Genomic DNA, 25390 nt, shown 5'->3' on the forward strand with positions numbered 1-25390 from the left:
GGCGCGGAGCTTGAGCCGGGGGCCCTTGGGGCAAGGCGGCGCTCCGTTGGCAGATAGCGGGCCTCGTTCCGCGAGGATTCCAACGCCCGACCCCCTCGCCTTGCGTCCGGATTCGGTTTGATTCATGCTTCGGCGTCGGCCGTGCGCCGACAGGGGCTTGGAATCCCCTTTGCGGACTCAGATTTGGAAAGCGCGATTGCTGCGTGAGCTGTCGTCGTACGTGACGCGGGCTTTGTCCTGCGCCCGGACGGTCACGGCTGACCAAGACCCACGGGATTCCGGGCCCGCCCTAGAGGCGGGAGATCGACGTGAGCGACGTCAAGGAATTGAAGGCGGATGCGCTGGAGGGCCTGAACGCTCTCTATCGCCAGTATGCGCGCTGGCTCGATGGCAGGCTGCGGGCGCACGTCGACCCGGACCAAGCCGCGGATGTGGTCCAGGAGACCTATCTTCGCGCCGCCCCCTATTCAGCGGGTCTCATCCGGCACCCCAGGGCCTTTCTTCTGCGGATCGCCATGAACGTGGTTCGGGACGAGAGCCGACGTCGCAAGAGGCGGGGAAGCTCCGAGCCTCTAGCGGACGCCGTCGATCCGGGCGAAGCGGCCGGCCAGATCGAAGCCCTGATGTTGAAACAGGCGGTCCTGACCATGCCGGTCCTTTACCGTGAGGTGTTCGTCCTGAGCCGTTTTGCCGGTATGAGCTATCCTGAGATCGCCGCTGCACGCGGGTTGAGCGTCAAGGCGGTGGAGTGGCGTATGTCTAAGGCGTTGCAGCACTGCGTAGAGCAACTGGACGGATAGCCGGGATGACGATCGATAAGGAACGGGACGTCCGACGGCAGGAAGCCGCATCATGGTTCGCCCGTCTCGGCCAGAAGCGCGTATCGACGACAGACGTCCACGACTTCTTCGAATGGCGGAAGGATCCGGCCAATGCACGCGCCTACGCACGCGTGGAAAAGGCTTGGGATACGAGCCGATCTCTCGCCGATGATCCCGAGATCGCCGGCTTGACCGCCGAAGCCCTCGGCCAGGCTCCGCCGAGGGCCCGGGCTCGCCATTTGGTGTCGCGCCTTTGGAAGCCGATAGCAGCGAGCGCCATGGCGCTCGCTGCTATCGGCCTGGTCTCTCTCTGGGCGCTGAATCGACCGCAAAGCTACGCTACAGGCGTCGGCGAGCAGCGGACCCTGCGCCTGACGGACGGTTCCCAGGTCATCCTCGACACGGCCAGCCGGATTGCTGTGCGTCTGGACTCAGATCGCAGATCAGTGACCCTGGTCACCGGCCAGGCCTTTTTCGACGTGGAGGGCGATCCGTCACGTCCCTTCGTGGTCACCGCCGGCGACACCACCGTCACCGCTGTCGGCACCCGTTTCGACGTTCGCCGCCTCGGCCAGGGCGCAAAGATCACCTTGATCGAGGGCCGTGTCGACGTAGGAACCAACAGTACGCCCAAGCCCGCCTGGTCACTGACGCCGGGACAGCAGGTCGTAACCGTCCGACGTAGCCCACAGGTCCGGTCGGTTGACGCCGCCCGCGAAACAAGCTGGACCTCGGGCCGGCTGATCTTCGCCGCGACGCCGATCCGCGAGGCTGTCGCCGAGGTCAGCCGGTACAGCAACCACAAGATCGAGCTGAAGGACATCAGCATCGGAAGGATTCCGGTCAGCGGCGCCTTCGACACGGGCGATACCGACGCCTTCATCGCCGCCCTTTCCGACCTCTACGGCGTCACGGCTTCCAAGAGGTCCGACGGCGTCATCGTTCTCGAAGGTCCGAAGACATGAAGAAAATAATCTTCAGGCCGAGTTAGGGGACCCGCGCCTTCCCGGCGTCTCTGTCCGTCCCGCACGTCGCGGGAGGAGCAAACGGGGAAGACCATGCGTTTCGGTTTGGGGACGACGACAGCACTATCAACCGCCCTTCTAGTCTGCGCAGCGCCGGCATGGGGCCAGCCTGCGGACGCCGTGAGACGCTACGACGCCCCCGCCGGGCCGCTCGGCCGGGCCCTGAGCGTCTTCATCGAGCAGAGCCGCCTCCAGATCCTCTATCCCGCCGCCCTGGTGGACGGCCGTCTCTCGCCTGGCCTGCGGGGCGACTACACCGCCGAGGCCGGCCTAGTCGAGCTGCTGCGCGACAGCGGCCTGGCTTTCCGCAGAACCCGCCCGAACGTCTATGTTCTGTTCGACCCCAACGCTCGCGCCGAGTTCACCGAAAACGAACTGACGGCCGTGGACGACGTCGTCGTCACGGGCAGCCTGATCCGCGGCGTCGGCGACGGCCCCTCACCGGTGGTGAGCATCGATCGGGACAGGATGGACCGCGAGGGTCGCGCTACCGTGGCCCAGCTTCTCGCCGCCCTGCCCCAGAACTTCGGCGGGACCGCCAACGAGGCGGCCCTCAACAATGGCGGCGATCGTTCGGGCACTAACTCGACCTACGCCAACGGCGTCAATCTTCGCGGGCTCGGCAGCGACGCCACCCTCGTGCTGATCAATGGGCGTCGCATGGCGGGCACGGGCGCCAAGGGTGATTTCGCCGATGTCTCCTCTATTCCGACAGCCGCGATCAGTCGGGTCGACGTCCTTCTCGACGGCGCCTCCGCGCTCTATGGCGCCGACGCGGTGGGCGGCGTGGTCAATATCATCCTGCGGGACGACTACGATGGTGCGGAAAGCCGGATCCGTATCGGGAACACCAGCGACGGGGCCAGCGGAGAATACCAGTTCGGCCAGACCTTCGGCCGCCGCTGGAGCAGCGGCAACGCCTTGATCACTTATGAATACAATGATCGCGAGGCCCTCTCAGGGACCAAAAGACGGCTGGCGAGCGACTCCGACCTCCGATGGCGCGGCGGTTCCGATCGCCGCCAGTTCTACAGCAACCCGGGAAACATCGTCGCCTTCGATCCTTTGTCAGGCGGCTATGTTCCGGCCTGGGGCGTTCCGCCTGGACAGACGGGCGTCGGCCTCCAGCCCGGCGACTTCCTACCCGGACAGGTCAATCTCGAAAACCTGCGCGCCGGCATCAACGTCCTGCCGCGGCAGACCCGTCACAGCGGCTACGCCCTCTGGCGACAAAGTCTCGGCGACCGGCTCGAGATCACGGCCGACGCCCGGTACGGCAAGCGCAGCTACGAAACCCACTCCTTCCCTATCAGCACCATGCTGACGGTGACCGACGCCAATCCCTATTTCGCCTCGCCGACGGGCGCGCGCTCTCACAACATCGCCTATTCCTTCCAGGGCCAGATTGCTCCACCACGCATCTTCGGCGAGGTCGAGAGCCTGGGCGCCAGCGTGGGCGGAGCCTTCGATCTCTCTCCGGACTGGCGGATCGACGCCTATGTCGCATACGCTTCGGAAGAGAGCCGCACCGGGTCTTCGGGGGCGCTCCAGTCCACCCATCTACGCGAAGCGCTCGGAGCGATCCCCGATGATCCGGGCACGGCCTTCAGCCCCTCGCGCGACGGATACTTGAATCCCTTCGGCGATGGGGCGGTGAATACGCCGGCCGTGCTCGACTTCATCAGTTCGGGCTATACCCGCTCCTACAGCCGGACAGGCGTCGCGTCGGCTAATTTTCAGGTATCCGGCGTACTCCTGAAGCTTCCGGGCGGCCCGCTGCGGCTGGCGACGGGCCTTTCCATCCGCGAGGAGACCTTCAGGCGGCAGGCCACCGGCTTCAGCAGCGGCCTCGTCCCCACAATCGGCGCCGCGGTCAAGACGGACAGACAGGTTGCCTCAGCCTTCGGCGAGGTCCGCATCCCCGTTTTCGGCGTCGATAATCGCCGTCCTGGTTTCCAACGGCTAGAGCTCTCCCTAGCGGCCCGGTACGAGGACTATGCGGACGTCGGTCAGACGACCAGTCCCAAGATCGGGATCGTCTGGGATCCTGTCGATGCGCTGCGCCTCAAGGCCAACTACGGCCGCTCGTTCAGGGCTCCGGCTCTGCGCGAGGTCCACGACGCGCCAAGCGCCAGTCCCTCGATCCTGCCGCGAGGCTCGCAGCAGATCCTGTCCATGATTCTCTACGGCGGGAATCCGGATCTTCAACCTGAAGAGGCCAACACCTGGACTCTCGGCTTCGAGATCCGTCCCGACCGCCTTCCCGGACTACGCGTTGGCGTGAATGGTTTCAGGACAGACTTCCAGAACCGGATCGGCCAGCCGGCCCGCGAAAGCATCCTCACGGCTTTGAGCGATCCTTCCCTCGCCCCCTTCGTCAAAACGCTGGACCCTGCGAACAGCGAAGATCTCGCTGCGATCCAGGCCATCCTGGACCTGCCGACCACCGCACTGCGCGACCAGTTCCCCGCTTCCTCCTACGGAGCCATCGTGGACGCTCGCTACGTCAATACGACGAGCGTCCTCGTTCAGGGCGCCGACCTTAACATCGACTACGGCCTCTCCCGTGGAGCGAACGCCTTCGACTTCGGCCTCAACCTGACCTGGCTGGAACGATTCGACGCCAAGCCGACGCCGAACGCCCCGAGCGTCTCCCAACTCGACCGGCCCAATTTTCCCGTCGGCCTGCGCGGCCGTGGATCGGCATCCTGGTCGCGCGGCCCTTGGTCCCTCTCCCCCTCAGTCAACTTCGTCAATGCCTATCGCGACCTGACCGGCAAGCGCATCGGCTCTTGGACCACCGCCGACCTCGCGGTCCGCTTCACGCCCGAACGGGGCCTCCTCGCAGGCGCCGGTCTCACCTTCACCGTGCAGAACCTCTTCGATCGCGACCCGCCCTTCTACGACGCTCCGGAAGGCGTGGCCTACGACGCCGCCAACGCCAATGTGCTGGGGCGCTTCGTCTCCCTGCAACTAACGAAGGCCTGGTGATGCGACGCTCCCTTATCGCGCTCGCCTTGGCGACCACGGCGGCATGGCCGGTCACGGCCCAGACGCCCCGTCCCTTCTCGATCGACGACCTGCTCGCCCACGAGGACATCGGCGCGACCCGGATCAGCCCCGACGGCGCCTGGGTCTCGATCGAACATCAGCGCCCCTACGACCAGGCCGGATCCTATGATCTGTCCACCATGGTCAAAGCCATGCTGACCGACCTGGAGGTCCATCGCGTCGCACAGGACAGGGCGCCGATCCGCCTTGCCGCGCCCGGCCACGAGGCCGGCCACCTGTCGGGGCCCTTCTCGCCCGACGGCGCGCGCATGGCGGTGTTCAGGGTGACGGCCGCCGACCTGCAACTCGGCGTGCTCACCTTGGCGACCGGCGAAACGACATGGTTCCCCTTCACGCCGGAGATGTCCCAGTTCGGCCAGTCCGTCGCCTGGCGGTCATCCACCGAACTCGCCTTCATCGCCCGACCGCGTCACGATCCGCCCGTCGCCATGCGGGTCGGTTTCAAGGTTCAGAAACGCGTGGAGCAGCTCTGGCGCACGGCCGCCAGCGGCCATGGCTCGAGCGCGGTCTACATCCCGAGCGGCCAGGCCCGCCAGTCCCGGACCCGGGCCGAACCCTCCACCCTCGTCGTCCTGGACGTCCTCGCCGGTACTCAGCGCCTACTGGCCAGGGGGGAATGGTTCGATCTCAGGCTCTCGCCTGACGGCCGTCACGCTGCGCTTATGGAAGACGCGGAGGACCTTCAGCCCCGCTCGGATCGCCCCGTCCGGGTCGGAGACCCTATCCGCCGGAGACGGTTAAGCCTCGTAGAACTCGACAGCGGCGTCGTGCGGATCCCCCTGCCCGAGCAAGATTTGGCCATGTACCTCATGACCTGGTCCTCCGCTTCGGACGCCTTCCTCGTTTTTGGCCGCCCGCCTGGCGGCGATTTTGATGACGACGGTCAATTCTGGACAGTGTCCTCAAGCGGACGCGCCAGGCCGCTGGAACTCGGCCCGCTATCGCCCTGGATAGAGCGCACATGGGACGGCGTCGCCATCCCGCTAGCCAGTTGGAACGGTCGCCAGCCGATCGTGCAGGCTCGGACAGCCGCGGGCGCCCGGGTCTGGGCGAGCCCGGGTTCAGCCTCGCCCGACCTGGTTCCCGTCAGGGAGCCTTCGGAGCGGATCGTCGAGATCAACGGGCGCGCCGCCATACAGCGCACAGACGGGGTCCATGCTTTCACGCCGGATAGCCCCCTGCTGGCGCGCGGGCAGCTTCGCGACCAGGGGCAAGCCCAGGATATGGCCAATCCAGCGCGATGGAATCCCTCGCCTCGGGATATGGGCCGGCGCACTCTTGTCGATCACGGCTGCCTGTCACGTCTCTCAGGAACGCCCGCCTGCATGGCGCCCCTGGACTCCGAGGAGGCGATCCTCGCGGCCAGTCCGCACGCCGACTTTCTTGTCACCCGTCACATGAAGCGGGGTGCGAGCGAGCTCCGTCTCCGGTCCGCTGAAGGAATCCAGCCTCTTGTCGCTCTCAATGAGAGCTGGTCGGCGATCGACTGGGGACGCGTCGTGCCCGTACCTCACCCAGGTCTGACCGGCGAACCCCTGACAAGCTGGCTTCTCCTGCCGCCCGGCGCAGCCCCAGGAGTCCACCTGCCCGTTGTGGTCGAGGTCTATCCCGGGACAGCACCCCATTCTGCGCCGTCGACGCTCCTGCCCGGCGGAACCCGACTGCAGAACAATCCGGCCGTGATCGCGGGGGCGGGCTACGCCGTCCTCATCGTCAGCCTTCCGCTCGCGCCCGGAGAAAACAGGCCGGCTGCAAGGATCGCGGACCGCATACTGGTTGCAGTCGACGCCGCCGGCGACCTCGGACTCGTCGATCCCACGCGGATCGCCCTGATCGGTCACAGCTTCGGGGGTTACGGCGTTCTCAGCGCCGTGGCCCAGAGCGACCGTTTCAAGGCGGTCATCGCCTCCAATGGATATCCCGACCTCAGCCTGTCCCTGCAGCTTCCCCCCTTTTTCCGCGTGGCGCCAGAGGAAGGCGTTCCCGTCGGACAAATGGCGGGATGGGGTGAGACCGGACAGGCGTCGATCGGCGACTTCGCGGCGACGCCGGCAGCCTATGTCGAGGCCAGCCCCCTCTACCAGGCCGAAACCATTCGTACGCCGGCGCTGCTGATCGAATCCGATCTCGACAACCAACGTATGAGCACCCTCTTCAGCACCCTCTACCGTCGCAACCGGGAAGCAGGCCTCCTAACCTATTTCGGCGAGGGACACACTTACGCCAGCCCGGGCAATCTCCGGGACCTGCACGCCAGGATCCTCGACTGGCTGGTTCGATACCTCGGTCCTCCATCCGAATAACGGCAGCCCCGAAAACGTTGACGAGAAGAAAGCCAAGGGTCGCGGGGTTCGAGAACGGCCGAAATCAGAAGCCTGCCTTAGCAAATGGAGTAAAGTCCAAACCGTCGTCCCATTCGGAATTCTTATTGCGCGACCTCTATGGCGTTTCGGTTTTGATCCGCCGCCCGATCCGCTCATCCCAGTGTCGTGCCCAGACCTCCAGCACCGCAAGCAGAAGGGGGCGATTGCCCCCGGGAGCCCACATCAGGCGTTCCGGCGTCAGGTCCTGCTCAAGGGTGGCCCGCTCCAGAAGTTGCTGCTCCACAAGCCGCCCCTCCAGCAGAAAGGGCCGGAGAGAAGGCAGGCTCAACCGGACCACCTGGCCGTAGAAGGCGCTCAGATCCCCCTTGTCTCGACGCCGGATAATGAGGTCAGGAAGGCGGTCGGCGAAGGCCAGTCGCGCCAACCCACGATCCTGGACCTCTGCCAGCAAAAGATCCGACGGCACGCCAAGGACATGCTCCATGACGGGCTGGCCAAGCAGCGGATGGACGAGGTCCGCCGCTCGCGCGCGCAAGCAATCCCCATGGAAGAGTTGGCAGTTGATCAGACGCAGGATCTGGCCGCGCTTGGCGGGCGGAAGGTCGTCGCAATCCTCCAGCCAGGGGTGATGGCGTCCCCCAACTTCTGGACTGAGGGAGGACTGGAGCGCCAGCCTTGCGACCGTCCACACCGAATGTCGCGTCCACCGTCCGACCTCAGCCCAATAGCCGGGTTCGAACCCTCGCCATCCCCTGCGGCGGCGGCGGTCGACGACCACCCTGGGGTCTGGGGCCTGGAAAAAGACGGCGTCGCCGCCCTGCCCTGTCAGAAGTCCCGTCGCATCCGCCGCCTTTAGCCGATCCGCCATATCCCGGTCATAGGCTGTATCCACCCCATGCAGGGCCGGACGAAGCCCCCATCCCAGGGGGGCCAGCAATTCGGGCGTTATCGCCGCCACAGGCTTCCTCGCCGTCTCGAGCGAAAGCCGGTTCTTCCGGGCGTTGGCCTCGGCATAGGCCCGCTCGTCGCCCTCGGGCCAGTCCCCATAATAGTTTATGAAACGGGCGCGTCCTGCCCCGCCCGACGCGGCGAGACTGCTTGAGACGATGGCGGAATCCAGCCCGCCGGACATCTCCCCCACCAGCCGTTCATGGCGCCCGGCCTCAGCCGCCACCGCCGCGTCCACCACCGACCGCAGCGCCCTTGGCGTAGGATCTGAACGACGCTTCCGCCATATCTCGGCCGGGGTCCATACCGCCTCTCGGACAGCACGACGGGCCACCAGAGCCAACTCTCCCGGCGCAACCGCGGTCAGACCGCAAAGCGGCGGCTGATCGCTCACCAGCCCGGGCTGATCGATGATCTCTCCAAGTCGTTCCCAGTCGATCGCAAGGTTGTCCGGCATGAGGATATCCGCCTCGGGCGGCGGCTGGTCGGACGCCAGCCTCAGCCCTCCTCGGTTCCAGACCATGCAATCCAACGCCCCGGAGGGATCGCGCAGGACCGCCAATTCACCTGCATCCGTGTGCCAGACCAAAACATAGCGCCCCGATCCGCCGTCGACCGCCGCCCGCGCCAGTCCTTCGGGCGTACGACTGCCGCCGACTAAGGCGGACAAGGCTTGGCCATGGGGCCGGTACTCGCCGATCAGGACGCAGCGGTGATGGATTTGGCGCACGCGAGGCGCCCGCCCGGGGCCCACGAAGACCTCCAATCCATCAAGCGGCGACACAGATCGCCAGCCTGCCCGCTCGAGGCCGCGACGCCCGAAATCGAAGATCGACATGTCCGCCGGACCGATGCGGTCCCACTGGACGATCATATAGCCGCGATCCGCCGGTCTCATCGGCAGTAGATCGGCGTGTAGGAGGTTAGGCGTTCGACCTCGTCATTGAGACAGACGCCGTCCAACTGCACCCAACAGTGGGCCGTGAAGGGCCAGAGGCGGACGCCGAACACCCAGTCCGCCGCAAGGCCGCGTCGCTGAAGAAATCCCATCAAAAGGGCCGACCTGACAAGGCATTCGCCCTCAATCGGCAGCCAGGGCGTCATGCGCCAAAAGGCGCGGGCCGCCTCGGCGACACGGGCCGGACACCGGTCGCCTTCCGAGCCGCAAGCCAGCGCCAGATAGTCTTTTATTCCGCCCCGCCTGCGGGCCTTGCGCACCGCGAGCGCGGCCAGAATTCCGTCCCGCCACATCGGCAAAGTAGGTCGACGTCCCGCTGATTCATGAATGACGGAGATCGATGGCCTCTCAGGCAGGAGCTTCTCCGCTATGGCGGGCCCTCTTCCCAAAAGCCCCGCCGCAGCCAGTATTCCGGCGACGCGAGCATCCTCGACCTTCAGAGCGCCGCCCTCACCCGTCGCCACCGCGTCGGCCGCACCGGGAAGACAGAGATAGTCGTCCTTCTCAAGGTCGAGGAGGATCAAGGCATCGTCCACAGCAGCGGCGAAAACGCCGGCTCCAAGCACAGGGATCATGTCCAGCTCCCGGCGACCGTAAGGACGCCGCCCGACGGGCGACGTCCCCCGGCCGTTCAGCGGCTCGCGCCGCTCATTTCCCAGCGCTGGACCGGGATCAGCTCGAGTAGGCCATCCGGGCAATCCGCGCGCGTTTCCCGTCCGGCGGCGCCGAGACGAACCACATCGGCGCGCGCGCCGATATCGTCGTAATGAAAGACCGGATTGAGCTCTTCCTTCTGGGAGCCGGTATCGGCGCGGGTATGGACGGCGGCCGATCCAAGGCGGATCAGGCCTGACAGGGTCTTCAACATGACATTACCTCCTGCAGCCGGAGCCCAACGCCCCGACCCCAAGAAGGAGCGCCCAGCTTTGCCTATTTGACAGCTATATTTGATCTATACTTTCGAATGACCGTCGGATGGCGGCGGATATGCTGGCGATCGCCTCCATCCGGCCTTCGTGATACACGACGATCGCCTCTCTCAATCCGGCCGCTTCCTCATTCTTCGACAGCTCCTCGAGACGCTCGACCTCGTCGACCGTCACCGGAGCAATCTTCGCCTCAACCACGCGAACTGGACGAAGACAGGCCGCGGCCAGGCGCTGAGCGCGCATTAGCACCCTGTTTCCCGACCGCCCTGCAGCACCGGCGAAGACCCGCTCTATGCGGTCGACGAGCGGTCCTTCCTCCCGATCCCAGGCCTGCTTGCCCGCCGCCGCAGGCGCGTCGATCGCCCAAAGAACAAGGCGGCGGTGATAATCATAGAGTTCGACGATATCGCTCGCCGCCAGTCCCGGCGCGAAATAGCCCCGTCCGGGCCAGTGGTCGATCACCCCCTCCCCAGCCAGCCGCGCCAGGGCTTCACGGACCGGCGTCGGGCTCAGGCCGAGCTCGCGGGCGAGGGTCGTGACCACCAGAGGCATGCCTGCGCCGAAACGCCCCTCCCCGACAAAACCAGCAAGGGCCGACAGGGCCATATGATAGGGATCATGCAGTCTCATCTCCCGCTCTCCCGTCCTGCCCAAGACATGAGAGAGGACGCCGCTAATAACCGCAGGTTATTTTCGACCATCCGCAAGTTTCTTGGGCCCGTTTATTTCCAGACTTTCATTTGAGTCGGCGCTGGCCCATTTTTTCAACCTGCAGGGGTGCGGGATTGCGATCCGAACGCCTCGTCAGCGGGGAGGATGCCGGTCGATGGGCCCGGAAAAACGCCAGTCCCAAAGCGCCACGCTTTCAGCGGCGCTCCGTCTGATCCGCATGCACCGCCGGATGCGCACCATAGACGTGGCGGACGCCATGGGAATGCGACTGAGGACCTATGAAATGTTCGAGGCCGGCAAGGGAAAGGTGCATCACGAACGCATCCATCGTTTCGCCCACGTCACGGATTCCGACCCCTACGCCATCTTCTGCGCCATGGCTTTCGGTTCGCCGGAGTTCGCCCTGCGAGCGGCCGACAATAAGCTGGTGGAGATACTGGTGGTCGCCATGCACGCTCTGGACGACGACATGGCCGATGGGATCGCCGAACTGGACGGACGGACCATCATCAATGCGGTGACCCGCGCCTTCCGTGAACTGGCGATGCAGGCGGTCCGTCGCGACGAAGCCGCCCGGATCTGGCTTCAGCAACGGCTCGACAAGCTGATTCCGCCCGACCTGAATGAAGAGGACGAGCCGCCGGACCGTCGGAAGCCGTAAATCCGACGCCGGGAAGTTGCGGGCTGGCCGCAGGGCGAGACACGATCTGTGCTGGACCCATGCGCCCGCCCCCATCCCTAGCCGCCGCCGTGGACGCCCTGTCCCGCCGTCAGCGCCAATGCCTGACGCTGGCGTCCGAAGGCCTGACCTCGAGCCGCATCGCCTTGGAGCTCGGCCTGTCCCCCCGCACCGTCGACGAGCATCTGGCCGGCGCCTGCCGCCTGCTGGGCGTGAGAACTCGCATCCAGGCGGTAGCGCGGTTCGCCGCCACCTCTCCGTCCCGCCCCGGCCCCACCGTAGATTTGCGGCGGGGAAGCGGCGGGTCGATGCTCTATCCGAGGGGAAGTTGAATGAGGCTCCACAAACCGGAGCCGCGCCTTGCTCGATCTCGCCGCCATTCTCATCCTGGCCCAAGCCTGTGCGCCGCAGAACGCGCCGGAAACCCTAGCCGCATTAGCCTGGACTGAAAGCCGGTTCGACTACCTGGCGATCGGCGTCAATCGCGGCCCGCGTCCGGCGCGTCACGCCCGGGACGCCGCCGACGCCGCCCGGATTGCGCGCGACCTGCTCGAACGCGGCGCCAATCTCGATCTCGGCCTAGCCCAGATCAACAGCGACAATCTGGCGTGGCTCGGCCTGAGCCCGGAGACTGTCTTCGATCCCTGTCGCAATCTCGCCGCCGCGGACCGCGTCCTGCACGCCGGCTACCGCCCGCGCGCCGAGGAGACCCCGCAGCAGAGCCTGGGGGTCGCCCTGTCGCGATACAATACGGGCCATCCGCAACGCGGCTTTCGCAACGGCTATGTCGCCCGGGTCGAAGCAGCCGCCAGAAACCTCGGCCTTGATCCGCGCCAGCGCCCCTCTTCCGCACAGACGCCCATCGTCGCAGCGGACAGCCCTGTCGAGCAGAGGCCCGTCGCCGACTGGGATGTCTTCGCACGAGGGCAGGCGAGCGCACGCCTGGTCTTCGTTTCACCCGGAAACGCCTCGGGAGGTCAGAAATGATCCTACAGTCCTCCAAGACGCGCCGCCTCTGCGCCGCCGCCCTCGTCGCCGGAGCCTCCAGCCTGCTGCTGGTCCAGCCCGCCTTCGCCTCAGCCAATATCGAGGGCTTGCTCCAGAACGTCGTCGACATGCTGACCGGCAATACCGCCCGGCTGCTGGCGGTCCTCGCCGTGGTGGTGGTCGGCATACTTTGGATGTTCGGCCTGTTCGATCTCCGCCGCGCCGCCATCGTCGTGCTCGGCATCATCGTCGTCTTCGGCGCAGCCGAGATCGTCAATCTGATCACGGGCGGCGGTCGATGAGCTCCTGCGCCGCCCTTATCGCCCTCGGCGCGGCCGGGACGGCCTTCGCTCTCGGCCTGGCGGTCGGCCGACGGCTGATCTCGCCCCTTCGCTGCGCCCAGATCGTCGGCGGCCTCGGGAGCGGCCTGGTCCTCGCCCTGGCCGCGGGCCTACTGTTCGGCGGAGGGGGTCATGGCTGAAGAGCGCCTCATCGAAGACCCCCTGTTCCTGGCCTGCACCCGGCCGGCCATGGTCATGGGCGTTCCCATGGAGGCCATGGGGGTCAATGTCATCCTCTCCGGTCTCGTCTTCCTCGTCGGGGGCAGCCTGCTCTACCTGTTGGTCGCACCCGCCCTGCACATGGTGTTTCGCGCCATCTGCAGGGCCGACCACAACGCCTTCCGGCTGATCTTCGTCTATATCGACACCAAGGGCCGGGCCAGAAACAGCGCCCTCTGGGGTGGAAGCTCGCCCTCGCCCCTGCCCCTGGTCCGTCGCTACCGCGCCGCGGAGCTGACCCGTGGCTGAGGGCGGGATCAGCGACAGCCGGCTCCGTCGCGACAGCGACGCCCGATCGCACCTGCCCTATGCGCGGCACGTCAACGATCACGTCGTGGCCCTCGACAACGGCGCCCTCATGCTGGTGTTCCAGATCCAGGGCGCGAGCTTCGAGACCGCGGACGCCCGCGACCTCAACGACTGGCACCTCAAACTGAACCAGACCTGGCGCAACCTCGCCGACGACCGGTTCGCGGTCTGGCACCACCTCATCCGCCGCCGCGTCGAGGTTGAGCCCTCCACCGGCTATCGCTCCGCCTTCGCCGCCGAGCTCGGCGCCGCTTGGAACGCCCAGGCGGCGGACAAGCCTCTGTGGGTCAACGAACTCTTCGTCACCCTGGTCCTGCATCCGGGCCGCGAGCCGTCCAATCGGACAGCCGCCCTGATGCGGCGCCTGCGCGCCGCGCGCCGCGAAGACCCGGAGCCGGACTTGATACAGTTGCGCCGGATCGAAGAGGCCGGGCGCGACCTCGCCCAGTATCTGGACCGCTACGCCCCACGCCGCCTCGGCCTCTATGAGAAAAACGGCCTGTGGTTCTCGGAGCCTATGGAGGTCATGGGGCTGGTCCTGACCGGACGCCCGTCGCCCGCCCCGATCGTCTACGGCCACCTCGGCGCCGCCCTCTATACGACCCGCGCCATCTTCGGTCGGGAGACTCTTGAGCTGAGGGACGTGGCCTCAGCCCGCTACGCCGGCGTCCTGGCCGTCAAGGAGTATCCGGCCACCACCCGCCCCGGGCTATGGGACGCCCTGCTCAGCGCCCGCTTCAGCTTCGTCGTCACCCAGTCCTTCGCCTTCCTCTCCAAGGCCTCCGCCCGGGCCGTGATGGAGCGCAAGCAGAACCAGATGGTCGCCGCCCGGGATCGCGCTGGATCCCAGATCGACGGACTGTCAGAGGCCCTGGACGAGCTGACCAGCAACCGCTTCGTCATGGGCGAACATCAGGCTTCTGTCCTGGTCTACGGCGACACGCCCACGCTTCTGGCCGACCACCTGTCCAAGGCTCGCGCGATCCTGGCGGATTCCGGCCTGGTCGTGGCGCGCGAGGACCTCGGCCTCGAAGCCGCCTTCTGGTCCCAGTTTCCCGGCGCCTTCGCCCGGCGCACCCGGCCGGCCGCCATCACCTCGCGCAATTTCGCGGCGCTTGCCCCCTTCCATTCCCATCCTGTCGGCAGGGCGTCCGGAAACCACTGGGGGTCCGCCGTGGCCGTCCTGAGAACGACCGCCGGTTCGCCCTTCTATTTCAACTTCCATGTCGGCGACCTGGGCCACACCTTCATCTGCGGCCCTTCCGGCTCCGGCAAGACGGTCGTCCAGAACTTCATGCTGGCCCAGTTGGAGCGGTTCGGCGCCCAGCAGATCTTCATCGACAAAGACCGGGGCGCCGAGATCTTCGTACGCGCGAGCGGCGGGACCTATCTGACTCTGGCAGACGGCGAACCGACCGGCTTCGCCCCGCTCATGGCCCTGCCTTCGTCGCCCCGCAACCGCGCCTTCCTGAGCCGGCTGGTCCGCGCCCTGGTCACCCGCCCTGACGAAACCCTGACGGTCGCCCAGGCGCAGGCGATCGATCATGGCGTCTCCGCCCTGGAGGCTCTCCCCCGCCGCCAGCGTTCCATCGCGGCCCTGAGGAGTCTGTTGGGCCAGGGCGATGCGGGCGGCGTCGGCGCCCGTCTCGAACGCTGGCAGCGCGGAGGCCCGCTGGGCTGGGTGCTCGACAATGAAGAGGACGCGCTGAGCCTGGAGGCTCCGCTGGTGGGTTTCGACATGACCCGGGTGCTGGATCACGACGAGGTCCGGACCCCGGCCATGCTCTACCTCTTCCACCGCATAGCCGAACGGGTGGACGGCCGCCGCCTGGTCCTGGACATCGACGAGTTCTGGAAAGTCCTCGGCGACCCCGCCTTCACCGATCTGGCGCAGGACGGCCTGAAGACCTGGCGCAAGCAGAACGCCCTGATGGTGTTCGGAACCCAGTCGCCCGCCGACATCCTGCGCTCGCCCATCGCCCACGCCGTTCTGGAACAGTGCGCGACCAAGATCTTCCTGCCCAACGCCCATGGCCAGGCCCGCGACTATGTCGACGGCTTCGGCCTGAGCGAGGCCGAGTTCCGGTTGGTCAGGGACGAACTGACGCCGGCCTCCCATCGCTTCCTGGTCAAGCAGGGCCACGACAGCGTGGTGGTGGAACTCAACCTCGACGGCTTGGACGACGCCCTGGCTGTGCTGTCGGGCCGGACCGAAACCGTCGCCCTGCTCGACCAGATCCGCGCCGAGACGGGCGACGACTACGCCCGATGGCGCGACCTCTTCCATGCCCGAAGGAGAGTCTCATGAAAGCCCGTTCGTTCGCGTCGCTGATCTGCGCCGCCTTCCTGGCTGCGGCCCCGACCGCGCAGGCCCAGCACATCGTTCACGATCCGACCGCCTACGCCAGACTGGTCGAGGACGCCCGCGCCGCCCTGCAACAGCTACGCGCGCTCCAGGCTCAGGTCGAACAGGGACAGGCCCTGTTCGACAGCCTGAACTCGATCTCGGATGTCAATTCCCTGGCGAGCGCTCTCGGCCTGCCCGAGGTTCGCAATCCCCTTCCGGATATTCGCGCTCTGCGGACGGCGGCGGAGGGAGAGCTGACGGCGCTCGGCGACCTGGCGGACCGCGCCGAAGCCATCCGCCGCGAGACCCGCCTCTACACTCCGCCCTCAGGGAGCGCGGAGAGCTATTATCGCGACAGCCTCGAACGCTCGGGGGCCCGGACGGCGCGGGATCTGGCCATCGGCGAGGCCGTCAGCCGGTCTTCCGATCAGAGACTCGAGGGCCTGGAGAGCCTGCGCCGCGCCCTGGACGCCGCCCCCAACGCCCGCGCCGTTCTGGATCTCGAGTCCCGGCTCGCGGCCGAACAGGCTCTGATCCAGAACGAACAGCTCCGCCTTCAGGGTCTCGCCCTGACCCAGGCCGCGGAAACCCGGCTCGAGGAACAGCGCGCGCGCGAACAGGCCGAGGCCGCAAGGACGGCCCGGCAGGCCGCCTACTCCCGAACCTTTCAGGAGCCCTGATCATGGAGTTCCGCGTCTTCGAGCCGAGCTATGACTTCATCGACGGCCGCCTGAACGAATTCCTCGGCAGCCGCCTGGCCGCCGTGATCGCCGAGGTCGAGGGCCCTCTGAGGATCGCTCTCGTCCTCTATGTGGTCCTCTACGGCTTCGCCATCCTGCGCGGCGCCATCAGCGAGCCTGTGATGGATTTCGCCGTCCGCTCGATCAAGCTCGCCCTGATCTACGCCCTGGCGACCACGACCGCCTATTCCAGCTTCGTCACCGAGCCCCTCTTCACCAGCCTGCCCAATGTCCTGACCCGCGCCGTCAGCGGGGCCGAGGCGCCGAGCGTCGGCGCGGCCTTCGACCAGTTCATGGCCTATGCGGCTTGGCTGGGCGAAGACATCGCCCGCGACGCCTCGCCCTTCAATTCCGGCGCCTATGTCATCGCGGCGGCGGTCTTCATCATCGGCGCCCTGGCCGCGGCTCTGGGCTTCGGCGTGGTCCTGGTCGCCAAGCTGGCCCTGGCCCTGCTCGTGACCCTGGGTCCGATTTTCATCGCCTCCGCCCTGTTCGACGCCACCCGCCGTTTCTTCTTCGGCTGGCTGAGCCAGGCGGTGAACTATCTCGTCCTCTTCGCCCTGATGATCGTCATCTTTCAGCTCGTCCTCTCCCTTGTGAGGGACCAGTGGGGCTCGATCCAGGGCGCCGACCCGATGATCGGCGGACTTATCTTCATCGCCCTGTGCCTGCTTGGCGCGATCTTCTTCCTGCAGACCCCGGCCATAGCCGCAGGCGTCGCCGGCGGCGCCAGCGCGGGTCTGGCCGATTTCGCAAACGCCGCCGCCCTGGGATCGGGCCGTTCCGGCGGCGCGCGCGGACCTCAGGAAGCCAGCCGCCAGCCGCCCAGGAGCGGCGGGACCATCCGACCGAATGGAGCCTGACATGTCGCTTCGCCTTCTGCTTTTCGCTGTCTTCACCCTCAGCGGCTGCGCCTCTCCATACCGCCTCGACCTGCCCACCTGTGACGGAACCGCCAGAAGACCCGCCAATCCCCACGGCTCTGTCCTGTCGCCCGCCCCGACGGCGGCGGCGCAGGCCGCCACCCCCACCAAGGCTGCACCGGCGCAGACCGGAGGCAGCGCATGACCGGCGTCTCTTCCGACGAACTGAAGCGCTACTTCGCCCAGGCGCGGCGCTGGGACCAGGACCGCCTGTCCTCCGCCCTGCGCTCGCGGCGCGTCGCCTGGATCGCAGCGGGCGCGACCACGCTTCTCGCCGCCGCCTCGAGCCTGGCCGTCATCGCCCTGACGCCGTTGAAGACGACCGAGCCCTTCGTCATCCGCGTCGATCAGGCGACCGGGGCCGTGGACGTGGTCAGGGGCCTGTCGGCGGACCAGGGTCCGGTCCGCTACGACGAGGCCGTCAGCAAATACTTCCTCGCCCAGTATGTCCGCGCCCGGGAGGGCTATCTCGACCCGGCGGCCGAGGACGCCTTCCGCCTGGTGTCCGTCCTCTCGGCGCCCGGTGAACAGGCGCGCTGGTCCGACCTCTACCGCGGCTCCAACCCCCAGAGCCCGCAGAACCTCTACGGCCCCGACGGCGAGGCTGTCGTCGTCATCCGCGCCATCGGCTTCATCAATGACGACGTCGCCAATGTGCGCTTCCGCCGCACGGTCCGGCATGCCCGGCAGGTCGTCGAAAGCGACTGGATCGCCACCATAGCCTTCACCTGGACCCGGGCGCCGATGACGGAGGCGGACCGGCTGCGCAATCCCCTGGGGTTCCAGGTCGTCTCCTATCGCGCCGATCCGGAGGTCATCCTATGAAAGCCCTCGTCCTATCCGTCAGTGTGGGCGCCCTGATGCTCGCAGACCCCGTCCTCGCCCGGGAGACGCCCGACGCCCGCATGCGCGAGGTCGTCTATGCGCCCGGCGAGGTCTATCGCGTGGCGGGGGCCTTCCGCACCGCAACCCAGATCCTCTTCTCGCCCGAGGAGACCATCCGGCACGCCGCCATAGGCGACAGCCTGGCCTGGGAAGTCGCCGCCGAAGGCTCGGTTCTCTTCCTCAAGCCGCGTGAACGCCAACCGGCCACAAATCTCCTGGTGGTCACCGATCGCGGCGGACAGGCCCGCCACTACGCCTTCGAACTGGTCGCACGTGAGCCGGGCGGGCGGGCTTCGATCGCCTATCAGATCCGTTTTCTCTACCCCGACGACGATCGGGCCCGCGCCGCCGCCAGCGTCGCCCGGGCCGCCGACCTCGCGGAGGAACGCCTGATCAGCCTTGAGCTGCAGCAGGGCGCGCTCCAGGGACCGCGCAATCTCGCCTATTCGGTTCAGGGCGACAGCCGCCTTCAACCGAGCGAGGTCAGCGACAACGGCCGTTTCACCGTCCTGCGCTTCCCGGGCGCCCAGGCCATTCCCGCCGTTTTTGAAGTGGGCGAGGACGAAAGCGAACGGCTCGTCCCCTATGATGTTCGCGGCGAGTTCGTCGTCATCCATGGCACAGCGCGCGGCCTGCGCCTGCGTCGCGGGGCTTCGGTCCTGTGCATTTTCAATGAGACCTGGAACCCGCGCGGCGCCGCGACGGTCAGCGGCACGGCCTCTCCATCGGTCGAACGCGCCCTCATGGGAGGTCAGCCATGACCGCCCATCCTACGCCCCCGCCTGACGCCGCCGACCGCGCCGATACCCCGCCGGCGGGTCAGGATCGGGGCATATCCCCCATCGCGGGGCGCCTCGGAGGACGCCAGGGACGGATGATCACGCTCGCCGCCCTGGCCGCCGGCTGCGGCGTCTTCCTCTTCGCGACCTGGGACCGGGGCGACGCCCGGGATCGGAAATCAACGGCCGTCGACCAGCCGGCCCGTCAGGGCGCGCCCTTCGAACCCGCCCGTCGCCCAGAGCCCCCGCCGCTCATCGGCGACGTCGGAAATCCCCATGCGACGCCGCCGGCCGACGAGGGTGAACTCCTGCCGGCGATCGCGCCTTCGCACGACAGGACCGACCCCGCGACCTCGGCGGCGGACCAAAGGCGCGCCCTGGCGCAGAGCGCCCGGCGGGCGCCGCTGCTGGCCTATAGCCGCTCCGGCCGGGCGTCCCCCGCCCCCGAACACGCCCCACCCGTCCCGACAACCGGCCCGCAGACCCCCTCCCCGCTTGACGCGCTTCGCCGCCTCAGCCCGATCGGCGAGGCCCGGGCGGGCCGCCTCCCTGATCGCAACCTCCTGATCACCGCCGGGACCAGCCTGCCCTGCGTGCTGCAGACCGCCATGGACAGCGCCACGCCGGGCTATGTCAGCTGCCTGGTGTCCCGCGACGTCTACTCGGACAATGGGGCCGTGGTCCTGATGGAGCGCGGGACGCGTATTCTGGGCGAGTACCGCGGCGGACTTGAAACCGGTCGTCGCCGGCTCTTCGTCCTGTGGACCCGGGCCGTGACCCCGACAGGCGTTGCGGTGGCCCTGGCCTCGCCGGCGGCCGACGCCCTGGGGCGCTCCGGCTTCGACGGCGAAATCGACACCCGTTTCTGGGAGCGCTTCGGCGGCGCCCTTCTGTTGTCGATCGTCGATGACGGCGTCTATGCAGCAGCCGGCCGGGGACAGGATTTCCAGACCATCGCACGGGTCCCGTCCGACGCCGCCGCCATCGCCCTGCAGAACTCGATCGCCATCCCGCCGACCCTGCGCAAGGCGCAGGGGTCCGAGGTCTCCATCTTCGTGGCCCAGGACCTGAACTTCGCCGATGTCTATCGCCTTCGGCCGCGCTAATGGAAGACACCGCCGTTCTCGACCACTATCTCGCCCCACTGCGCCCCTTCCTGGAGCCGGAGGCGGTTACGGAGGTGGTGGTCAACCGCCCGGGCGAGATCGGGGTCGAAGCCGCCGGCCGCTGGCGCTGGCACAAGGCGCCGGCCCTGACCGAAGCCTGGCTGCACACGCTTGCGGTCGCGGCGGCGGCCTTCACCCGACAGGACGTCGACGCCGAACACCCGATCTGCTCTACCGTCCTGCCGGGAAACGAGCGCTGCCAGATCGTTCTTCCCCCCGCCGTCCCGGGCGGTATGATCTCCCTGACGATCCGCAAGCCTTCCAGCCGCCGGATGGGACTTGAGGACTTCGAAGCCGCAGGCCTGTTCGCGACGGCGACAACCGTGAGCGGCCACGAGATCGACGATACCGACGTCGCCCTGACCCGGCTGCGCGAGGCTGGAGACTGGCCCGGCTTCTTCCGGCTGGCGGTGGAGGAACGCCGCAACATTCTCATCTCCGGCGCCACCGGCTCGGGCAAGACCACCTTCGCCAAGGGGCTGGTGGAGCTCATACCGCTCCATGAGCGGCTGCTGACGATCGAGGACACGCGCGAACTGACGGTCCCTCATCGCAACGCCGTCCATCTCCTCTACGCAAAGGACGGCCAGGGTCTGGCCAGGACAGGACCCAGGGCCCTGCTGGAGAGCGCCCTGCGCATGCGTCCCGACCGGATTCTGCTTCAGGAACTGCGTGACGGCGCCGCCGCCTTCTTCTTCCTTCGCACCGTCAACTCCGGACACCCCGGCTCGATCACCACCGTCCATGCGGATTCGGCTGCACTGGCCTTCGAGCAGCTCACCCTGCTGGTGCGCGAATCCGAAGGTGGTCGCGACCTGCCGCGCGAGGACATCCGCAGCCTGCTGCACCTGATGGTGGATGTGGTGGTGCAGATGAAGAAGGTCGACGGCCGCTTCCGGATGACAGAGGTCTGGCATGACCCCGCTCGCAAACGCCTCGTCCGCGGCTAGGGCGGCGGCTTTCGCCGTCGCCGGCCTCGCCCTGGCTGGCGTCGGCGCGACGCTGACCCTGATCATCGCCCTAGCCGGGACGGGACAACTGGCGCCGGACCTCGACTGGGCGCGGCTTCCGGCCTGGGTCTGGCGATCGCGCCATGATCCCGAACTGTCGCGGTGGCTGGGCGTCGGCGCCGGCTCCAGCGCCCTCCTGCTCATCGTCATGGCCGCAGCGGCCGCCCTTTCACGCCGCCGCCCCCTCCATGGCGCCGCGCGCTGGGCCAATGGCGCCGAGATCGCACGGGCCGGGCTGCGAGCGCGATCGGGCATCGTCATCGGCCAGGCGAAAGGCCGCCCCCTGGTCTTCGACGGTCCCGAGCACGTCCTCCTCCACGCCCCGACCCGCACCGGCAAGGGCGTCGGCGTGGTCATTCCCAATCTCCTGACCTGGCCGGGCTCGGTCGTGGTCCTGGACGTCAAACAGGAGAACTGGGCCGCGACCGCCGGCTATCGCGCTGGCTGCGGCCAGACGGTCTGGCGTTTTGATCCGCTCGATCCGCAGGGGCGCACCGCGCGCTATAATCCGCTGGGCCATATCAACCGGCGCAATCCGGTCGAGACGCTAGACGAGCTCCAGAAGATCGCGACCATGCTCTTCCCGGCTCCGGAGCACGCCGATCCCTTCTGGAACGAGGCGGCGCGCGCCGGCTTCATCGGCGTCGGCGCCTATGTGGCCGAGACGCCCGACCTGCCCTTCACCCTGGGCGAGATCTTCCGTCAGCTCACCGGCGGCGATCCGCGCCGACGGTTTCCCGCCCTGATCGAGGCCCGCGCGGCCTCCGAACGTCCTCTGTCCGCATACTGCGTCGCGGCCCTTATCGACTTAGCAACGGCCGGCGAGAACACCTTCGCCTCCATCAAACAGACGATCACGGCGCGGATGGCGCTCTGGCTGAATCCCCTGGTGGACGCCGCGACAGCCTCTTCCGACCTGGACCTGAGGACCCTGCGGTCCCGCCCGACCTCGATCTATCTCGGCGTTTCGCCCGACAACGTCGCGCGCTGCGCCCCGCTCTACAGCCTCTTCTTCCAGCAGTTGGTGGACCTGAACACCCGCCGCCTGCCGGATCGCGAAGCCGAGCCCCTGGAGGTCCTGATCCTGCTCGACGAGTTCGCCCGCCTCGGCCACGCCGGCGTCCTCGCGCGCGCCTTCGCCTATGTGGCCGGCTACGGCCTGCGTCTCCTGCCCGTCCTGCAAAGCCCCGCCCAGCTCCGGGCCATCTACGGCCCGGACGTGGCCGAGGAGATCATGTCCAACTGCGCCGTCGAGGTCGCCTTCGCCCCCAAGGAGCTGAAGACGGCCCGGGATCTCAGCGAACGGCTCGGCGCCTATACCTACGCCGCCCTGTCCCGCAGCCGCCCCGCCATGCTGGGCGCCGGAAAGCGCTCGATCACCCTATCCGACCAGAAGCGCCCCCTGATGCTCCCCCAGGAACTGATGCAGATGGACGCCGACGCCCTCATCGTCCTCAAGGCCGGTCTGCCGCCCATCCTCGGCCGCAAGCTGCGTTTTTTCTCCCATCCCGCCCTGAAACGCCGGCCCGTCGCGCCTCCGGACGTGCCGCCCATCCCTCCACCGACGGCGCCCCCGCCTCGTTCGACCCCCAGTCCCACGCCGTCCCCTTCGGAGCCGGTCGTCAGTGACGAATGGAGCTACGAGGGGCTCGTCCGCTCGCTTGAGCGCGAGGGCGCGCCCCCGCCTCCGCCCCGAGGCGCCGACGCCGCCCAGGTCGGAGCCTGGGTGGACGGCTTCATCGACTTTGCGGCCGCGCCGCGAAACCGCGCCACAGGGAGAGACTGATGGTCAGAAACAGATCCGCCCAGCCGTCGGACCGCGACACGGAGAACGGGCTGTTCCCTTCCGCCGCACAAGCCCGGAAGGCGGCCCCGATCTCGCGCCGCAAGGGCGACCTGCCGGAGGGGCTGGAGGCGAAGTACCTCGTCGAGCACGACCGGAAAGGCAAGGCGGAACGCTTCCACCGGGATAACCGGAGCGGAGAAGCGCTCTTCCATGACCATGGCCGGCGCCTCACCGCCCGCGAGCCCTATCCCGACGTGGTCAGGGACATGCTGCGGATCGCCGACCACCGCGGCTGGCGCGAGATCGTCGTCAGCGGCGACCCGGCCTTCCGGCGCGAGGTCTGGGTCCAGGCCCAGGTCCGCGACCTCCAGGTGCGGGGCTACCGCCCCCGGGAGATCGACCGTCAGGCGGCGGAGCGAAAGACCCCGCCCGGCAAGGCAGCCCGCAAGGAAGAAGACCGCCTTCGGGCTGAGACGCAGGCGCCGACGCGGATGGCCCAGGTCGCCACAGCTGTTCGCGCCCTCGTCAAGGACCCCGCCGTCCGGGCTCGCCTGATGGAGCGCGCCGTCGCCCGCGTCATCCATCATCTCGACGCCGGGCGGCGGTTCGACCGCGAGGCCGGTCTGGCGCGCAGACGAGACCGGGAACGCTGACAACAAACATCCAAATATGAACACTTAAGAAGCCATAATAGCTTAAAAGCTCATATATAGGCGATAACAGAGCCTCACTATGGACTCTTCACAATCATTCATATATAGACATTACCACATCCCAGGAGCGATAAAAGTTCATATATGGAGGATTGCATGCCGATCGCCGAGGCGGAAATCCATCGTCAGGCTGAACGCCTGGGTCGCGGACTGGCGACCGAACGCCTCAGCCGGAACCTCACCCAGGCGCAGCTCGCGACCGAGGCGGGGCTTTCGCTCAGCACCCTGCGTCGCCTGGAAGACGGAAAAAACATCTCCCTCGACAATCTTGTCCGCGTGATGGACGCCCTGGGGATCGCTGGCCGCCTCGAGGCTCTTACGCCCGTCCTGGATATCCGGCCGGTCGAACGGGTGCGCCCGGCCGGCCGGGAACGCCGGCGCGCCGCGCCCGCCGCCTCGCCCCCGCCCGCCTCCCGCTGGGCTTGGGGCGACAAGTCATGACCGACGCCGTCATCCGCCTGTGGGGCACCGACATCGGCGCCGTCAGCTGGGTCGAGGACCGCGGGCACGCCGTCTTCCAGTACATGCCCGACTTCCTCGGCAGCGGCGTGGAGCTGGCGCCCCTCGCCATGCCGCTGAACGCCGCGCCCTACGCCTTTCCCGAACTGCCGCGGGACGCCTTCAAGGGCCTGCCCGGCCTCCTGGCGGACTCCCTTCCCGACAAGTACGGCAACGCCCTGATCGACGCCTGGCTCGCGCGCGAAGGCCGCGACGCCGCCGGCTTCAACCCCGTGGAACGCCTCTGCTACATCGGCACCCGCGGCATGGGCGCGCTAGAGTTTCATCCGACCATTCTCAAAACCGAGCGTCGATCGCGCCCGATCCAGATCGACGCCCTCGTCGACCTCGCCAATCAGGTCCTTGACGCCCGCGCCGACCTGCACGGCGTCCTGTCGGGGGAGGACGACCGCGACACGCTGGAGGAGATCCTGCGCGTCGGCACCTCGGCCGGCGGGGCCCGCGCCAAGGCGGTGCTCGCCTGGAATGAAGCCACCGGCGAATTCCGTTCCGGCCAGCTCCCGGCGGACGCGGGCTTCACCTACTGGCTGATCAAGTTCGACGGGGTGAGCAACAACCGCGACAAGGAACTGGCCGATCCCCAGGGCTTCGGCCTGATCGAATACGCCTTCTCGCGCATGGCGGCCGACGCCGGCGTCGACATGTCCGAATGCCGCCTCCACCAAGAGGGCGGCCGCAGCCACTTCATGACCCGGCGCTTCGACCGAACGTCGACGGGCGACAAGCTGCACATGCAGTCCCTCGCGGCTATCCGTCATTTCGATTTCAACGCCGCCGGCGCCTACGCCTATGAACAGGCTGTCGAGACGATCCGCAGACTCGGCCTGCCGGCCGTCGACATCGAGCAGCAGTTCCGCCGCGCGGTCTTCAACATCCTGATCCGCAACCAGGACGACCACGTCAAGAACATCGCCTTCCTGATGGACCGCACCGGCGCCTGGCGGCTCTCCCCCGCCTATGACGTGGCCTATGCCTACAACCCCTCCGGCCCCTGGACCCGGCAGCATCAGATGAGCCTGAACGGCAAGCGCGACGACTTCGACCTGGAGGACCTCGTCGCCTTCGGGGGCTACTGCGGCTTCAGCCGGAGAAAGGCCCTCGCCCTGGTCGAGGAAGTCAGCGCCCCGGTCTCGGCCTGGCGCGCCTACGCCGATGACGCCGGCGTCTATGAAGCCGACGCCGTCCGCATCCAGCGCGCCCTCCGCCTTGAACTGAAGACGGCCAAAACCGACTGATAT

Annotated in this window: 25 protein-coding genes; 21 read left to right on the forward strand and 4 right to left on the reverse strand. The window is 67.6% G+C overall.

Features of this window, described 5'->3' with window-relative positions; genetic code table 11:
- The first annotated feature begins 308 nt into the window (after positions 1-308).
- From ABE454_RS10065 to ABE454_RS10080, 4 genes are all read left to right on the forward strand, one after another.
- Positions 309-800 (forward strand): RNA polymerase sigma factor, encoded by a 492-nt coding sequence (locus tag ABE454_RS10065; protein ID WP_346531354.1) that lies wholly within the window; start codon positions 309-311, stop codon positions 798-800.
- A 5-nt stretch (positions 801-805) separates the two neighbouring features.
- Positions 806-1786 carry a FecR family protein gene (locus tag ABE454_RS10070; RefSeq protein WP_346531356.1) on the forward strand — a complete coding sequence of 327 codons (981 nt, stop codon included), beginning with the start codon at positions 806-808 and terminating at the stop codon, positions 1784-1786.
- A 180-nt stretch (positions 1787-1966) separates the two neighbouring features.
- Complete coding sequence (locus tag ABE454_RS10075; RefSeq protein ID WP_346531358.1) at positions 1967-4837, forward strand: TonB-dependent receptor; 2871 nt, start codon at positions 1967-1969, stop codon at positions 4835-4837.
- Positions 4837-7221: an alpha/beta hydrolase family protein gene (locus tag ABE454_RS10080; protein ID WP_346531359.1), complete on the forward strand. Its 2385-nt coding sequence runs from the start codon at positions 4837-4839 to the stop codon at positions 7219-7221. Before ABE454_RS10075 ends, ABE454_RS10080 begins: the two co-directional genes overlap by 1 nt.
- A 136-nt stretch (positions 7222-7357) precedes the next feature.
- Here ABE454_RS10080 and ABE454_RS10085 read toward each other — a convergent pair whose 3' ends face one another.
- The 4 genes from ABE454_RS10085 to ABE454_RS10100 all read right to left on the reverse strand — a co-directional run bounded on the left by ABE454_RS10085 (position 7358) and on the right by ABE454_RS10100 (position 10707).
- On the reverse strand, positions 7358-9064 hold the full coding sequence (locus ABE454_RS10085; protein WP_346531361.1) for an asparagine synthase-related protein: 1707 nt from the start codon (positions 9062-9064) through the stop codon (positions 7358-7360).
- A gap of 20 nt (positions 9065-9084) precedes the next feature.
- On the reverse strand, positions 9085-9723 hold the full coding sequence (locus ABE454_RS10090) for a lasso peptide biosynthesis B2 protein (protein ID WP_346531363.1): 639 nt from the start codon (positions 9721-9723) through the stop codon (positions 9085-9087).
- A gap of 56 nt (positions 9724-9779) precedes the next feature.
- Positions 9780-10016 (reverse strand): hypothetical protein, encoded by a 237-nt coding sequence (locus ABE454_RS10095; RefSeq protein WP_346531365.1) that lies wholly within the window; start codon positions 10014-10016, stop codon positions 9780-9782.
- A 73-nt stretch (positions 10017-10089) separates the two neighbouring features.
- Positions 10090-10707: a GntR family transcriptional regulator gene (locus tag ABE454_RS10100; RefSeq protein WP_346531366.1), complete on the reverse strand. Its 618-nt coding sequence runs from the start codon at positions 10705-10707 to the stop codon at positions 10090-10092.
- A 196-nt stretch (positions 10708-10903) separates the two neighbouring features.
- On the opposite strand from ABE454_RS10100, the gene ABE454_RS10105 reads away from it, so the two are divergent.
- The 17 genes from ABE454_RS10105 to ABE454_RS10185 all read left to right on the forward strand — a co-directional run bounded on the left by ABE454_RS10105 (position 10904) and on the right by ABE454_RS10185 (position 25387).
- The gene (locus ABE454_RS10105) at positions 10904-11410 is read left to right on the forward strand and encodes an XRE family transcriptional regulator (protein ID WP_346531368.1); all 507 of its coding nucleotides are present in this window, start codon (positions 10904-10906) and stop codon (positions 11408-11410) included.
- Between the two features lie 59 nt (positions 11411-11469).
- Positions 11470-11760 carry a helix-turn-helix domain-containing protein gene (locus ABE454_RS10110; RefSeq protein ID WP_346531369.1) on the forward strand — a complete coding sequence of 97 codons (291 nt, stop codon included), beginning with the start codon at positions 11470-11472 and terminating at the stop codon, positions 11758-11760.
- A 28-nt stretch (positions 11761-11788) separates the two neighbouring features.
- The gene (locus ABE454_RS10115; protein ID WP_346531371.1) at positions 11789-12415 is read left to right on the forward strand and encodes a lytic transglycosylase domain-containing protein; all 627 of its coding nucleotides are present in this window, start codon (positions 11789-11791) and stop codon (positions 12413-12415) included.
- The gene (locus ABE454_RS10120; protein ID WP_346531372.1) at positions 12412-12717 is read left to right on the forward strand and encodes a TrbC/VirB2 family protein; all 306 of its coding nucleotides are present in this window, start codon (positions 12412-12414) and stop codon (positions 12715-12717) included. The genes ABE454_RS10115 and ABE454_RS10120 overlap by 4 nt, the downstream gene beginning before the upstream one ends.
- A 171-nt stretch (positions 12718-12888) precedes the next feature.
- Complete coding sequence (locus tag ABE454_RS10125) at positions 12889-13224, forward strand: type IV secretion system protein VirB3 (protein ID WP_346531373.1); 336 nt, start codon at positions 12889-12891, stop codon at positions 13222-13224.
- Positions 13217-15592, forward strand: coding sequence for a VirB4 family type IV secretion/conjugal transfer ATPase (locus ABE454_RS10130; RefSeq protein ID WP_346531375.1), 2376 nt, complete (start codon positions 13217-13219; stop codon positions 15590-15592). The genes ABE454_RS10125 and ABE454_RS10130 overlap by 8 nt, the downstream gene beginning before the upstream one ends.
- Positions 15589-16311, forward strand: a complete 723-nt coding sequence (locus ABE454_RS10135) for a type IV secretion system protein (RefSeq protein ID WP_346531376.1) — start codon at positions 15589-15591, stop codon at positions 16309-16311. Before ABE454_RS10130 ends, ABE454_RS10135 begins: the two co-directional genes overlap by 4 nt.
- A gap of 2 nt (positions 16312-16313) precedes the next feature.
- Positions 16314-17234 carry a type IV secretion system protein gene (locus ABE454_RS10140; RefSeq protein ID WP_346531378.1) on the forward strand — a complete coding sequence of 307 codons (921 nt, stop codon included), beginning with the start codon at positions 16314-16316 and terminating at the stop codon, positions 17232-17234.
- 1 nt (position 17235) lies between these two features.
- Positions 17236-17439: a hypothetical protein gene (locus tag ABE454_RS10145; RefSeq protein ID WP_346531380.1), complete on the forward strand. Its 204-nt coding sequence runs from the start codon at positions 17236-17238 to the stop codon at positions 17437-17439.
- Positions 17436-18119, forward strand: a complete 684-nt coding sequence (locus tag ABE454_RS10150) for a virB8 family protein (protein ID WP_346531382.1) — start codon at positions 17436-17438, stop codon at positions 18117-18119. Before ABE454_RS10145 ends, ABE454_RS10150 begins: the two co-directional genes overlap by 4 nt.
- A complete protein-coding gene (locus ABE454_RS10155) occupies positions 18116-18940 on the forward strand; it encodes a TrbG/VirB9 family P-type conjugative transfer protein (RefSeq protein ID WP_346531383.1) in 825 nt (274 codons plus the stop codon). The genes ABE454_RS10150 and ABE454_RS10155 overlap by 4 nt, the downstream gene beginning before the upstream one ends.
- A complete protein-coding gene (gene virB10 / locus ABE454_RS10160; RefSeq protein WP_346531385.1) occupies positions 18937-20064 on the forward strand; it encodes a type IV secretion system protein VirB10 in 1128 nt (375 codons plus the stop codon). Before ABE454_RS10155 ends, virB10 begins: the two co-directional genes overlap by 4 nt.
- Positions 20064-21074, forward strand: coding sequence for a P-type DNA transfer ATPase VirB11 (gene virB11, locus ABE454_RS10165; RefSeq protein WP_346531386.1), 1011 nt, complete (start codon positions 20064-20066; stop codon positions 21072-21074). The genes virB10 and virB11 overlap by 1 nt, the downstream gene beginning before the upstream one ends.
- Positions 21040-22920, forward strand: coding sequence for a type IV secretory system conjugative DNA transfer family protein (locus ABE454_RS10170; protein ID WP_346531388.1), 1881 nt, complete (start codon positions 21040-21042; stop codon positions 22918-22920). Before virB11 ends, ABE454_RS10170 begins: the two co-directional genes overlap by 35 nt.
- Entirely contained in the window at positions 22920-23573 is a 654-nt protein-coding gene (locus tag ABE454_RS10175; protein WP_346531390.1) for an LPD7 domain-containing protein, read from the forward strand. Before ABE454_RS10170 ends, ABE454_RS10175 begins: the two co-directional genes overlap by 1 nt.
- A gap of 156 nt (positions 23574-23729) precedes the next feature.
- On the forward strand, positions 23730-24074 hold the full coding sequence (locus tag ABE454_RS10180; RefSeq protein ID WP_346531392.1) for a helix-turn-helix domain-containing protein: 345 nt from the start codon (positions 23730-23732) through the stop codon (positions 24072-24074).
- A complete protein-coding gene (locus ABE454_RS10185; protein WP_346531394.1) occupies positions 24071-25387 on the forward strand; it encodes a type II toxin-antitoxin system HipA family toxin in 1317 nt (438 codons plus the stop codon). Before ABE454_RS10180 ends, ABE454_RS10185 begins: the two co-directional genes overlap by 4 nt.
- Positions 25388-25390: the final 3 nt, after the last annotated feature.

This window comes from Brevundimonas diminuta (assembly GCF_039673845.1).
In the GTDB taxonomy this organism is placed as follows: Bacteria; Pseudomonadota; Alphaproteobacteria; order Caulobacterales; family Caulobacteraceae; genus Brevundimonas; species Brevundimonas diminuta_E.